The sequence below is a fragment of the Paenibacillus solanacearum genome, from assembly GCF_910593845.1.
Classification (GTDB): domain Bacteria; phylum Bacillota; class Bacilli; order Paenibacillales; family NBRC-103111; genus Paenibacillus_G; species Paenibacillus_G solanacearum.
This window is the reverse complement of record NZ_CAJVAS010000058.1, coordinates 25603-38061: the sequence shown is the minus strand read 5'-3', so window position 1 is coordinate 38061 and position 12459 is coordinate 25603. Positions and strand designations below refer to the sequence as shown.

The window sequence follows — 12459 nt, the reverse complement described above, 5'->3', positions numbered from 1 at the left end:
TTGTCGATACGCTTTTACGCACAGATTTCGCCATACGCAAGTATCCTAGCTACGCGGGGGCTTGGCCCCTCCCGCGACCGGACCTTCACCGGCTAGAAGATGCGTGCTTTCTGGGCACGCCGCACACAAAGAAGCAGCCTGTCCACATACAGGCTGCCCCACTCCATCATACGATCGTATATTGCCGCAACGGCTTGCTATGCCTGTCGCGCTCTGCGAATGTCCCGCTCCCGTACCTTTCCCGACCCCGAATCAGCTCTCCCTCGAGCGATTCGCGCCGCGCAAGCCTTCCATCAAGATCAGCAGCGTTAGCGCTTGGCCGTAAGTCATCGGGGAAATCGGAATATCTTTATAAAACTGCGCGTCGCCGCCGACCGGCGTGCCGTACGAAACTTCCTGCACGACGCCGCTCGCGTCGATGCGGTCCAGCACGGCGGCGAGCGCCTTGCGGCCAACCGGCGAATACTTCGGCTCCAGATAGCCTTGGCGCACCGCCTTCAATATGCCGTAGCCGAAGGCGGCCGTGCAGGACGTTTCTTTGTAGGACGAGGCATCGTCCAGCACCGTATGCCACATGCCGTCTTCGGCTTGAAGCGCGGCGAGCGCTTCGACCTGGCTGCGCATTGTATCGAGCAAGTATGGCTTGATCCCTTCCTCCAGCTCGACCATGTCCAGGAAGTCGACGATGCCGCATGTATACCAGCCGTTGCCGCGCCCCCAGCGCACGGCCCCGTAGTTATGTCTCCCGTTAAAGTCCCATCCGTGGAAGAACAGTCCGGAATGCCGGTCATACAAATATTTGATATGAATCAAGCATTGCTTTTTCGCTTCCTCGACGTAATCCGGACGGTTGAAGTAGACACCCGCCTTCGTCAAGAAGAGAACGGTCATGAACAGCGTGTCGATCAAGATTTGCCCGTCGTTCGGGTCGCCCGTAATCATATGCTGGAAGGCGCCGTCGCCGGTGCGGATCAGCCCGTCCTTCGCGTCCATGATCCAGCGGCTCCATTCGTCGCAAATCCGAATGTACTGCTCATTTCCCGTCAGCTCGCATAAGGAGATAAGCGTCAGCAGCGGCGAGCACGTGTTGACGTTTTTCTCGGGCAGTCCTTCCCGGATGCGGGCATCGAACCAGTCCTGCAAAAATTGCAGCGTGTCCGCGTCTTTCGTCTCCTCGTAATACTGATACATCCCGTACAGCCCGACGCCCTGCGGCCATTCCCACAGATGAATGTCGATCAGACCGATCGGATAAATCTCATCCAGTCCTTCGTTTTTCATCGACTTCATCGCGCCAGACACGCGCTTGATCGCATGTAACATCGTCTCTTGATTCATGTGCCGGATACCTCCCTTGCCTTCCGCTGCAATGTGCCGCGAACCCCGCAATCGCGGACGCGCACTTCTTCTCCGTCAACCGTCAGCGGCTGCTGCCAGCCAAAGCGAACTTCACCGTACCGGGCATCCTTCAGGCGCACCTCCAGCGTATCCACGGATACTTCGTGCGGCATCCGTTCCATGCGATCGATGAACTGCTCGAAAGAAGCGAACTCCTGACGATCCGCCGCCGTCACCAGCCATACGTTGCGCCGCCCTTTCGACGTAAGCTCGCGCCCGCGGTTCGTGCCGCTATCGGTCAGCTCCAGTCCGCCGGCCGCGTAGACGGCGGCATAGGCACCGGCGCTTTCCGCGAAAAACCACGATCCGCGGCTTTCGACCCGGGCAAAGGCGTCCACCGGGAAGTAGGCGTGCGTGTAGTCGGCGTCATGATCCGGGTCCACGTCGAACAGCAGGATGCCCAGTCCCTTGTACTGCCCGACCTTCGGCAAGCAGCCGTTCCCGGCCCAGAAGCTCGGCCGTCCCGAACCGTGAGCGTAAATCTCTCCCGGATGATTCACCCAGATTTGCGCCACAGGCGAAAACGCAAGATGCAGCACATGCTCCTGGTACCCTTTCAAGCCGGGGCGGAAGTCGGCAATGCTGGACAAGACGAACCCGCTTGTCCGGTAATGCGTAAGCTTCGCGTATCCGTCCTTGCCTTGCTCCAGCTGGAATTCCAGCTCTTCGCCTTCGCCCAGCTTCGTCAGCTCGCCGAGCTCTTGCGGAGGCGTGTAGTCGGATAAATACAGCGACACGTTGAACGAGGTGCTGTTCACGTTGCCGACGCCGTAACCGACCCAGATGAGCGAGGTCGTCCCTGCGGCATGGTTGCCGAGCAGCTCTTTCTCATAGCTGCGGCCGAACGTGGAGGTCAAGTAGCCGTCATGGGCTTCGGACATCATGTACCCATACAGAAGATCCATTGCTCGTCGAGCCTCTTCCCTTAATACCGGCAGCTCGGCCAGGTCATAGAGCTGGATGAGCCCCAGGAAATCGATCGGGATATAGGCGCTGGAATTCCATTCGGCCAAGCCTTCGGCGAAGAACCGCTCGAACCAGCCGATGAGCTGCGCTTCCGCCTTCGCCTGTCTCTGGGCTCCGGTTTCGCCGCTGTTCGTAAACCGATCGTCAGGGAACAGCTGGCCCGCAAGCAGCTGGCAGCTATGGAACAGCAGCGCGTGGTTTTCGCTGAAAAACCACATCACATCGTCCCCCGGCTCGTCGATCCAGTAGCGGAAGCCGAGCATCGTTTCCTTGACGCGGCCCCAGAACGCTTCGTCGAACAAGCCGCTGTCGCGATAATCGCGCCAGAAGCGGAACAAGGCGATCAAGTAAAAGTCGGCGCAGTCCCGCCGCTCTTCGATGCCGATCAATCCGTTTAGAATCATGTCTCTGGATTGCTCGGGGTCGCCTCCGGTCTTGAGCTTCGCGATGGCCGTATGAATATTCGGAATACCGAGGTCGGCTACGCATTCCAGCGCCGCTTGCTTGCGTTCCTTCACCGAGAGTGCCTCGCCGTTCTGCGGCTGGAACCGGTTGTTCACAAGCTCAATGCCGAACAGCTTGCGGACCGTCGCATGGCCGATCCGGGCGCTCACTTCGAAATATTTATAATCGATTCCGAATTCGGACGTATGTCCCAGTACCAGGTCGCGCTGTCCCGCTGCAAGCTCCCGCTGCATCGCATAGCGGCCGCTGAAGAAGCTGCTGTAGCTCACCTCAAACGATACGTTTCGGGTAAACGGCTGTTCAAACATAATACGGATCTCGTCGTCAGTTACGCTGTCTGCCGGGACGCACGACCGCTCCAGCGATTCTTCCATAGCCGCCACATTCGCCGCCGTTTCCGAATCCGCCAACGGGATACGAATTTCCAGCGGCTCGGGGCCTGCATATTCCAGCGTATAATGATACAGTGTGTCGCGCTCCGCAAGATCCTCATGGCATACGAAGAACCGGTTCTCGCCCGCTTCCAGCTCGATTTCCACCTGCGTCTTCTGCTCGATGTTTCTCGTAAAAGGCGTAAAGTCGCAGACGAGCCGCCCGTTCACCCACAGCGCCACGCTTCCGCAGGTTTTCAGGTGAAACACCGCTTTATGCGCGGCCGGGCTGACCACCGTCGTATACGCGTACCTCAGCATATGCGTAGGCACATAATAGAAACCGGATTCCTCGACCCGCGAATTGCCCCATGGGAAGTACACGTCCCAAGACTTGAACGAATCCCAGAGCGATAGCTGTCCCCCGGCCGCCGGCGGCTCCGTGAACGGAAGCTCCGGATTGGCGGACCGTCTGGCGTCGACAAATTCCTTGCGGCAAGGATTCTCATGAATGGAGAAGCCTTTAATGAGCCAATCGTTGATATCCCCTTCCATTGTCATCGGCTCGAACCGCACGTTGCGCGTGAATATGCCGCTGACCATCCACCGGTTGATTACGCTGTGCCGCAAGGGCAATGGAGAATACGCTAAATAGCTGCTGACTGCTGTCATTGTGATGTCGTCCCTTCATTCCTGCTGGTATGATGCCCTCGCTATTATGACTGCTGATGCAATTTGCGGTACGCCTGCGGCGAGACGCCGTCGTACTGTTTGAACATGCGGCTGAAATGGATCGGATTGCTGAACCCGAGCAGCTCGGAGATGAGCGCGATCGGCGTATCCGATAATCGCAGCAGCTTCTTGGCTTCATCGATCCGCTTGCGGGTCATATAGTGGTTAATCGATATGCCGGTGACCTCTTTGAACGAGTGGCACATATAGTACTTGTTCAGATGCATCGCCTTGGATAAGGCTTCGAGCGTGACCGGCTGCTTGTAGTTCTGGTTCAAATACTCCAACATGCGGCGTACGTTCGATTCTTTTTGCGACTGCGCCGGAACCGTCAAGTAGGCGTACAGCTCCTTGGATTTGCGGTAAATTTTCAGGAGCAGCTGCACCATCAGGCTTTGCAGCATAAATCCGGTGCCGATCGCTTCCTTCTCCCGCTCGACAAACATCGTCGCAAAGTGCTGATCCATCTCGCTCGCGCCGCTCTCGTCCCACCGAATGAGCAGACCGTTCGGATGAGAGAACAAGCTCATCAGCTTCGCCTGCAAATCTTCGCCGGCCATCTCCTGAATGTAGTCCGCCGTAAAATTAACGTAGCTGCGAATATACGGCACCTCTTGGGCGGGATTCGGACGGTGCAGCACATCGCCGCTGAACAGCAGCATGTCACCGGGTTGCATCGGATAAATTTCATTGCCGATGATCAAATTCACATTGCCTTGATGAAAAAAATAAATTTCGTACCCGTCATGCGTATGAAGCGGCCAGCTGTCCTGCCACTCCGACACCTGATGCCTGACATAGATGCGCGACCGCTTCAATGCCGTATTCGTTGGAAAATGGGCATAATGCGCCATGTGCCGCCACCCTCCCTGTTCCATCCGGTTTAGTACAAGAATATCACAACCGTTTGAGGCGACCTGCACGGAAGTTGTCTTCTATTCAACGGATGTTGCTGTGCTGGGCAGAGATCCTATCCCCCGACAAAAGAGAAGGAGCTACCCATGAGATAGCTCGCCCCCTGTCGTCCGGCCGTCCAACTATTTGGCTTGATCGGCGATCGCCTTGTCAATGACTTTGGCCGTTTTGTCCAGCGCGTCTTTAGACGTTGTTTTGCCTGCGATCGCGTCGACGATATTATTTTTCAAATCGGTGGAAAATTTCGGGACGATGTCCTGCCGGGACCAGTCGCCCGCCGCAAGCGGCGTCGTATTGGCAAGCTCGTCGGCGAATACTTCGAACATCTCCTTGCCGAACGCGTAGTCCAGCTTCGCATTGTCTTTGCGCGGGCTGATGAAGAGCGATTCCTTGTTGAACTTGGCGTTCACTTCCTTGGACGTCAAATATTTAATAAAATCCACGGTCTCCTTTTCGACCCCGGAGCCTTTGAAAGCCATTACATATTTTCCGCCGGGAACGGAAGAGCGGATTTTTTGCTTCGGCATGTACGTGACGCCCCACTCGAAGTTGTTGATGTCCTTGTAGTTGCTGAGCATCCAGTTGCCCGCCATATGAACGGCTACCGTACCGGAACGGAACAGGTTGTTCGGATTTTCCGAGCCTAACCAGATCGATTGTGGAATGAGGCCGTCCTTATGCAGCTTGACGAAGTAATCCAAGGCTTGGACGCCTTCCGGACTGTTAATCGCCGCTTTCTTGCCGCCTGCGCTGATCATGCTGCCGCCGAATTGATACAGCATCGTAGACCACCGGTGCGGCGTAAAGTCCCACACGAGACCGTACTTGGCGCCGCCCTTATCGACGACTTGCTTCAGCGCGGCGGTAAACTCGTCCCACGTCCACACGTTATCCTTGGACGTCGGTACTTTGACGCCGGCTTTAGCGAACAGCGTTTTATTGTAAAGTATGCCGTTGGCCGTTACGTCCATCGGTGCGGCAATAATTTTGTTATCCATCACATAATAAGGCTTGATGGAATCGATAAACTGCGAGGTGAAGCTGTCCGCACTGCCCACATAGGGCGTTAAATCCAGCGCTTGATTGGCGAACACGCCCGTATCCGTCATGCGTGCGAGCGCAGGCGGCTTGCCGCCGGAAATCATCGTTTTCAGCTTGGTGGTCAAATCTTTAAAGGCCACTTCAACCAGATTGATCTTCACGGAAGGATTTTGCTTCTCGTAATCGGCGATAATGCCTTTCATAACATCGCCTTCAATTCCGTCCGTAAACCATAAATAATCGAGAGTAACCGCTTTCTTCGCGCCGGCATTGTTCTTCCCGGCCTCGCTGCCTGCGCCGCTTCCCGCACAAGCGGTCAAACTAAATGCAAGCGCTGCCGCAACAACGGACATGATCGTCGATTTCATCTTTTTGTTCATATCGACACTCCCTTAGCTTATTATGTTAGCGTTTACATTTTGATCATATCACACCTAAAATCGTCCGAAATATCCATTATTGCTCACAATTTAACACATCTTGCTGTCCGACCCTGCAAATCAAAAACAACATGGGATAAATCACTCGCATAACGCGAGCGATTTTTTGGACTCCAATGCCGATCCATTCCTCCTCCACCTGCGACACGCTCAAGCGGATGACCGAATCTTGTTCGAACTCGGACAAATACATGCGTTTCGCATTGTCCACATACACGTCTTCCTTCTTCAAATGCTCGATAAACGTCTCGGCCTTCAGCGGACTCGGCAGCCGGATGGTCGAGTAAAAGCCCGAATGCGATCCTGAATATGCGGCGCTAGGCGGCAGCTGTTCCTGATAGGCTCTTTGCAATAAAGCCGCTTTCCTCTTATAGATCGATCGCATGCGCTGAATATGCGTCATGAACATGCCGCTCTTCAAATAAATTTCCAGTGCCCCTTGCGTGAGAACCGGCGTATGCAAATCCGAAGCGAACTTGGCGCTTAAGAACGCGTCCCGCAAAACCTCCGGGACCACCGCAAGCCCCAATCGTAAGCCCGGCAGCATTACTTTGGAAAAGCTTTTGGTATAAATCACTCTTCCCGACGGATCATAAGCAAACATAGGGTCCTGACGCGTGTCGGGGTCCAGATCGCCCAAGTAATCGTCCTCGATGATATAGACGTCGTATTTTTGTGCCAGCTCCACGATTTTCCGCCGTTCGGTGTTCGAATAGCTGTAGCCGGTCGGATTATGAAACCGGGACACGGTGTAAAAAAATTTAATGTCATTGTGTTGGAACAAATGCTCCAACCGCTTCATATCAAGTCCATTCGGCGTGATCTCAATCCCGTATGCCTTGGCCTGTTGATATTTGATTGATTCGATCAGACTGATATGCGTGGGCTGTTCGACACAGATGTTCTTTCTGCCATTGGGAAACGGAAGAGAGATGAGGAGATGCAGCGCTTGCTGCGACCCGGATACCACGCATATGCGATCAGGCGCCGTAAACACCTGCAGCTCCCGCAGATGACGAGCCAGCTCTTCCCTCAGCGAATACAGCCCTTGAATCTCCGAGTAGGTAAACATCTCCTCTTTATACACTTCAATCGCTTGATTGATGCAATGCTGATAATCCCGGTAAGGCATGGCCTTCTTGTCCGGTCCGGCCGATAGAAAGTCAATGATTCCCGTGTCCGTTGAACCCGCATGACTGGAGAGCGCCCGCTCCACAACATAGTAGCCGCTCTTGGAGACGGAATAAATTTTATGCTTCTTCTCCATCTCGGAATAAGCTTTGATGATGGTATTGACACTGCAATCGAACCGCTTGGCCAAAGACCTGATGGACGGCAGCTTCTTCCCCGGTTTTAGCTCCCCTCTATCGATTTGCCATTCAATCGTATGCATGACCTCGGCATAGATCATGGGTTTCCCCCCTCATCTGTACAGGTACAAACCGTAAAAAACAAGATTTACTTGCCGTACCGGTATCCCTAGACTAATAGTATCCAAATGCATTTGGTAATGGGAACTCGTTCTGTTCGATGGCCATCGAAATCATTCCCGAAAAAAACGGATGTACAAGGAGTGATCCAGCAATGCTGCAGGTGAAAAAGGGAAATCGTCTAACACTGTTTATCGCTATATTCGCTGCCGTTATTTGTTTATTGGCGTACTCGACAGCCGCCAATGCAAAGCCGAAATTCAATCAGCTTGAACTGGAACAGCTATTTCATAACACCCAAGGGACTCTGGTCCTCAAAAATCTGAAGACCAACCAAGTATATGATTACAATCCGGAAAGAAGCAAGGAACGGTTCACCCCGGAATCCAGCTTTAAAGTGGCGAATGCGTTAATCGGGCTGGAAGTAAAGGCGGTAGCTGACGAATATGACGTCAAGCGATGGGATGGCATCGTAAGAGAGTTCCCGGGCTGGAACCGGGATCATTCGCTCGCCTCGGCCATGAGGGAATCCGCGATCTGGTATTACCAGGCCATGGCCCGCGATATCGGCCAAGAACGGATGCAGGATGATGTGAATCGCATCGGCTATGGCAACCGCGACATATCCGGCGGCATCGATACGTTCTGGCTGGACAGCAGCTTGAAGATTTCTGCCGAAGAACAGGCGGATTTCATGGAAAGGCTGGTCGAGGAAGATTTGCCTTTTCAGAAAAAAACGATGAAGACGGTCAAGCGAATCATGATCGATGACGATCAGGACGAGTATACGGTTCATGGAAAAACCGGCACGAGACTATCCGACATGGGGCTTGGCTGGTATGTCGGTTATGTTGAAACGGGTAAGAACACTTGGGTATTCGCTACGAATGTGGCCGGCAGCGGCGCAACAGCCAAACAATTGACCCTGGATACGTTGAAAAAAATGAAGATCTTGAAAAAGTAATGGACACGGGAGCGTGCAAGGAGGAGATGTGGGAGCAATGATCGCACCCGAGCTTGGCCGATTGGCAGTTGATCGCGTTGTCGGGGTGCATGTGAACGCCGCTACGACAGGGTTCATTCCGACGGGCCCGGTGGAGGAGGACGTGCTGGCCTCGCTTTCGGATGCTGAGAAAATTCGGTTGGGCCGTCTCGGCCAGTTTATGAAGGTACCCAGGGATCCGTCGCCAACGCCTGTAGGCGTCGCCGTATTCCAGCAATCCGACGTTGCCATTCGCCATTATGCAGCGCAAAACAACCATATCGTCCACTGGAGCGAATTTGATAGAGGCACGCATTTCCCTGCTATCGATGCTTCGGATTTAATGATAAGCGATATCCGCGCTTTCTTCCGAGGGTTGAGTCACTAATATCGAATACGATTGCAGTCGAACCAGCAAGAGCAGGTCGTCACACAGCGCCTGCTCTTGTTGGCTTATTTTCCCTACGACAGGCCCAGTCTTATGATGCGGAGAGACGCGCTGTTAATAGGTTGATCGGCCGCTCCGAAGAAAGGAGGGTATTGGATTCGGGCGCTAAGGATAATGTTATCCTGCGTACTATCTTCTGGGATAAGAGCTCGAAGCTCCAGCATATCGTTGACATTCAGAGACAGAATAGCCAGTGAGGATGACGTATCAAGCTGCTGATCAACCGCTGATCTTTCGCCGGATCGTGTGGAATTCTGAAGCGTGCCGTTGACGAAAATCCCGAATGCGCAGTCCTGTTGACCGGCGATCGGCAAATAAACGGTCTGCCACAATACCGCATAGTCCCCCGCGACCGGTACCGTGAGCGAAGCAGCCGTCGCAACAACGCCTCCGGCGAGGACTGCGTCGGGCGAACCAAATTGGTTAAAGCGTACGGTCGGCTGGGCCACACTGAGCGTCTGGTCGGCATTATCAAAGATGTTGGCATACACTCGTGTTAACGTGCCGCTTGTGCGCCGGTCGGTCCGGTGGCTCCCGTTGCGCCGGTCGCTCCTATGGGGCCGGGATCGCCTGTGGCTCCTGTTGCCCCCGTCGAGCCTATAGCACCTGTCGCTCCCGACGGACCCGTCGGGCCGGTCGGGCCGCGTAATCCGGCGGCGTCCAGAAGGGCGGCGTCATCCACGAACATATCGGCGCTTCCGGATAGAGGCAGCTTATTGATCAATACGAGTGCTTGCGTTGTCCCTGCGGGGGCGGTAGAGGTCGTCTGGTAAATGACCGTCCAATCTGCTTCATTATTATCGGGAATGCGGCCGGCAGGAATGCTCGTGATCAGCCCATAACCTAGAAAGGCGAATACTGCATTATAGTAACCGACCGTCAATGTAACCGGAGGGCTGACCGCTGCGCCGAGCTTGGCAAGCGATACGATCAGCTCAAAGCTCTCTCCAGGGGCAACCGGAACGAATTGCTGCATGAATGCGTTGGCCGTGCCTCCGGCCAAACGAACAGAAAAATAGCCTGAATGACTATTGGAACTGACAACAACGGCATTGATCCCGTTAAACGGCGAAAGCGATCCCGTTTCAAAGCCTCCGTTCACCAATCGATTGACGAGCATACAATCCCTCCTTTACGGTCCCAAACGAATAATGCGCAAAGATGCACTGTTAATCGGCTGATTGGTTCCCGTGCCCGGGTATACGACCTCAGCACTTAAATCAATATTGTCCTGCGTACTCTCATCGGGTATAAGAGCTCGCAGTTCCAGCGTATCATTGGCATTCAAAGACAGGATGGCCACCGAGGATGCCGTATCAATCTCTTGATCCGCAAATGCCGCTACACCCGAACGTGTGGAATCACGAAGCGTACCGTTGACGAAAACCCCGAATGCGCAGTGCTGTTGACCGGCAACTGGCAAAAAAAACGTTAGCCACAATACCGCATAGTCCCCCGCGACCGGTACCGTGAGCGAAGTCGCCGTCGCAACAATGCCTCCGGCGATGATCGAATCGGGGGAGTTAAATTGGTTGAAGCGTACGGTCGGCTGAATCACACTCAGCGCCTGGTCGGCATTATCGAAGATATTGGCATACACCTGCGAAAACGTACCGGTCTGTCCTTGCGGGCCGGTCGAGCCGGTGGCGCCCGTTGCGCCGGTCGCTCCCATGGGGCCGGGATCGCCTGTCGCTCCCGTTGCCCCCGTCGGGCCCGTGACACCTGTCGCTCCGGCCGGACCAGCCGGGCCTGTCCCTCCCCGTAATCCGGCAGCGTCCAGAAGGGAAGCGTCATCCACGAACATATCGGCGCTTCCCGATAAGGGCAGCTTATTGATGAGCACGAGTGCTTGCGTTGTCCCTGCGGGGGCGGGAGAGGTTGTTTGGTAAATGACCGTCCAGTCCGCTTCGTTATTATCGGGAATGCGGCCGGCAGGAATGCTCGTAATGAGCCCATAACCCAAAAATGCAAATGCCGCATTATAGTAATTGACCGCCAATGTGACTGGAGGACTGACGGCTGCGCCCAGTTTGGCGAGCGATACGATCAACTCAAAGCTCTCCCCGGCTGCAACCGGAACGAATTGCTGAATGAATGCGTTGGCCGTGCCTCCGGTCAATCGAACAGAAAAATAGCCTGAATGACTATTGGAACTGACAACAACGGCATTGATCCCGTTAAACGGCGAAAGCGATCCCGTTTCAAAGCTTCCGTTGATTAAGCGATTAACGAACATAGAATCCCTCCTTATCTATGAAACTTAATTACATAGTATGGCGGAGTTATTATAGTTGAAGCGTTAATTGCCTCCATGCGAACGTACATTTTAAGTTGTTGAACGAAACCGCCTCCCCTCCACCGCTGCTGAGGTTCCAACCACCCAAGATCGTCACATTTTATCCGATGCCGAGATATCTTGTTTAATGAAACCATTACCATTTCTCTTGGGAGGTACGTACATTGAAAGTTGATTTAGGCTGCGGCAGCCAAAAGCATCCCGGCTTTTACGGCATTGACCGTCATTCGTGGGAGGGTGTGGACCTCGTATGGGACATTGACAATGGCATACCTCTCCCTGATCAATCCGTGGACTGGGTCATGGCTTGCCGCATCCTGCCTTATGTTCGGGATTTACAAGCGGTTTTAGCCGAAATCTATCGCATTTCCATTCATAAGTCTATCGTATGTATACTCGCTCCGTATGCTCACAGCTTCAAACATATGGCGAATCCGCTGCTGCGGCACCGCTTTGACGAGCATACGCCGCGACATGTAACCAATCATTTTTACCAGCCGCCTCACGGTTCGAAATCGCCGGACATTTCTCACTACGCCAATCCCGACAAGCTTCCTTATGATTTTCGTTTGATTCGAATGGAATTCTTTTACAACGACACGTATCGTTCGTCTTTATACCAGGCAGACGAATTAGATGAGCTGCGCCAGGCCCAGGTCAACGTCGTAGACGAAATTATGTATCATTGGGTTGTTGTCAAAAATGAAATCACCATCCCGGAGCTTGATCAATTGTCCAGGCAATCCCACGCGGAGCCTCTTTGTGTACAAGACCTTCGCCTAACAGAACCTGTAGACGAGATGAGAGACGCAGAGCCATTCGAACTGGACGACCCGGATCTGGATCCTTCCTCCCTTATGCCGAATGAATCCAAACACCGGGACAAGAAGGATTCTCATGGACATAAAAAGCGCAAAAAATGACCCCATTCTATTATCCGTAAATTTTATTGTGTCCCCATAACAAGGACAGACA

At 53.9% G+C, this 12459-nt stretch carries 11 protein-coding genes; 3 read left to right on the top strand and 8 right to left on the bottom strand.

The window, feature by feature from the left end; genetic code table 11:
• Positions 1 to 252 precede the first annotated feature (252 nt).
• From bglB to KXG62_RS31265, 5 genes are all read right to left on the bottom strand, one after another.
• Positions 253 to 1338 carry a beta-galactosidase BglB gene (gene bglB / locus KXG62_RS31285; protein ID WP_218095934.1) on the bottom strand — a complete coding sequence of 362 codons (1086 nt, stop codon included), beginning with the start codon at positions 1336 to 1338 and terminating at the stop codon, positions 253 to 255.
• Complete coding sequence (locus tag KXG62_RS31280; protein ID WP_218095933.1) at positions 1335 to 3872, bottom strand: hypothetical protein; 2538 nt, start codon at positions 3870 to 3872, stop codon at positions 1335 to 1337. Before KXG62_RS31280 ends, bglB begins: the two co-directional genes overlap by 4 nt.
• Positions 3873 to 3916: 44 nt before the next feature.
• Positions 3917 to 4786, bottom strand: a complete 870-nt coding sequence (locus KXG62_RS31275; protein ID WP_218095932.1) for a helix-turn-helix domain-containing protein — start codon at positions 4784 to 4786, stop codon at positions 3917 to 3919.
• Positions 4787 to 4969: 183 nt separating this feature from the next.
• Positions 4970 to 6268: an ABC transporter substrate-binding protein gene (locus KXG62_RS31270; protein WP_218095931.1), complete on the bottom strand. Its 1299-nt coding sequence runs from the start codon at positions 6266 to 6268 to the stop codon at positions 4970 to 4972.
• Between the two features lie 76 nt (positions 6269 to 6344).
• The gene (locus KXG62_RS31265) at positions 6345 to 7739 is read right to left on the bottom strand and encodes an aminotransferase-like domain-containing protein (RefSeq protein ID WP_218095930.1); all 1395 of its coding nucleotides are present in this window, start codon (positions 7737 to 7739) and stop codon (positions 6345 to 6347) included.
• A gap of 173 nt (positions 7740 to 7912) precedes the next feature.
• Here KXG62_RS31265 and blaOXA point away from each other — a divergent pair, with 173 nt between their 5' ends.
• Positions 7913 to 8722 (top strand): class D beta-lactamase, encoded by an 810-nt coding sequence (blaOXA, locus tag KXG62_RS31260; RefSeq protein ID WP_218095929.1) that lies wholly within the window; start codon positions 7913 to 7915, stop codon positions 8720 to 8722.
• 37 nt (positions 8723 to 8759) lie between these two features.
• A complete protein-coding gene (locus KXG62_RS31255) occupies positions 8760 to 9128 on the top strand; it encodes a hypothetical protein (protein ID WP_218095928.1) in 369 nt (122 codons plus the stop codon).
• Between the two features lie 74 nt (positions 9129 to 9202).
• Here KXG62_RS31255 and KXG62_RS31250 read toward each other — a convergent pair whose 3' ends face one another.
• The 3 genes from KXG62_RS31250 to KXG62_RS34455 are packed head-to-tail and all read right to left on the bottom strand — an operon-like array spanning position 9203 to position 11424.
• Complete coding sequence (locus KXG62_RS31250; protein WP_218095927.1) at positions 9203 to 9679, bottom strand: hypothetical protein; 477 nt, start codon at positions 9677 to 9679, stop codon at positions 9203 to 9205.
• A 5-nt stretch (positions 9680 to 9684) separates the two neighbouring features.
• Positions 9685 to 10308 (bottom strand): NTTRR-F1 domain, encoded by a 624-nt coding sequence (locus KXG62_RS34460; protein WP_218095926.1) that lies wholly within the window; start codon positions 10306 to 10308, stop codon positions 9685 to 9687.
• Between the two features lie 12 nt (positions 10309 to 10320).
• Positions 10321 to 11424: an NTTRR-F1 domain gene (locus KXG62_RS34455; RefSeq protein WP_218095925.1), complete on the bottom strand. Its 1104-nt coding sequence runs from the start codon at positions 11422 to 11424 to the stop codon at positions 10321 to 10323.
• Between the two features lie 224 nt (positions 11425 to 11648).
• On the opposite strand from KXG62_RS34455, the gene KXG62_RS31235 reads away from it, so the two are divergent.
• Entirely contained in the window at positions 11649 to 12407 is a 759-nt protein-coding gene (locus KXG62_RS31235) for a methyltransferase domain-containing protein (RefSeq protein ID WP_218095924.1), read from the top strand.
• The last annotated feature ends 52 nt before the right edge of the window (positions 12408 to 12459 follow it).